The sequence below is a fragment of the Massilia sp. NBRC 108631 genome (assembly GCF_059704565.1).
Genome location: NZ_BAAKJE010000038.1, coordinates 1 through 243 on the forward strand (window position 1 = coordinate 1; position 243 = coordinate 243).

Below are 243 nucleotides of genomic sequence, written 5' to 3' on the forward strand. Positions count from 1 at the left end.
ATGCCCTGGTCGCGCAGGCTGGCGACGATGCGGAAGATCTCGGCGATCAGCAGCGGCGCCAGTCCCATGCTGGGTTCATCGAGCAGCAGCACCGAAGGCTTGCCCATCAGCGCGCGCGCCATGGCCAGCATCTGCTGCTCGCCGCCCGACAGGGTGCCGGCCAGCTGCGCCGAGCGCTCTTTCAGGCGCGGGAAGATGTCGAACCACTTGGCGATGTCGGCCTCGATGCCGGCCTTGTCGTCG

General features: G+C 68.3%; 1 protein-coding gene. It reads right to left on the minus strand.

Annotated elements, in window-relative coordinates:
- On the minus strand, positions 1–243 hold a 243-nt coding region (locus AC6H42_RS03920), incomplete at both ends, for an ATP-binding cassette domain-containing protein (RefSeq protein ID WP_497547457.1).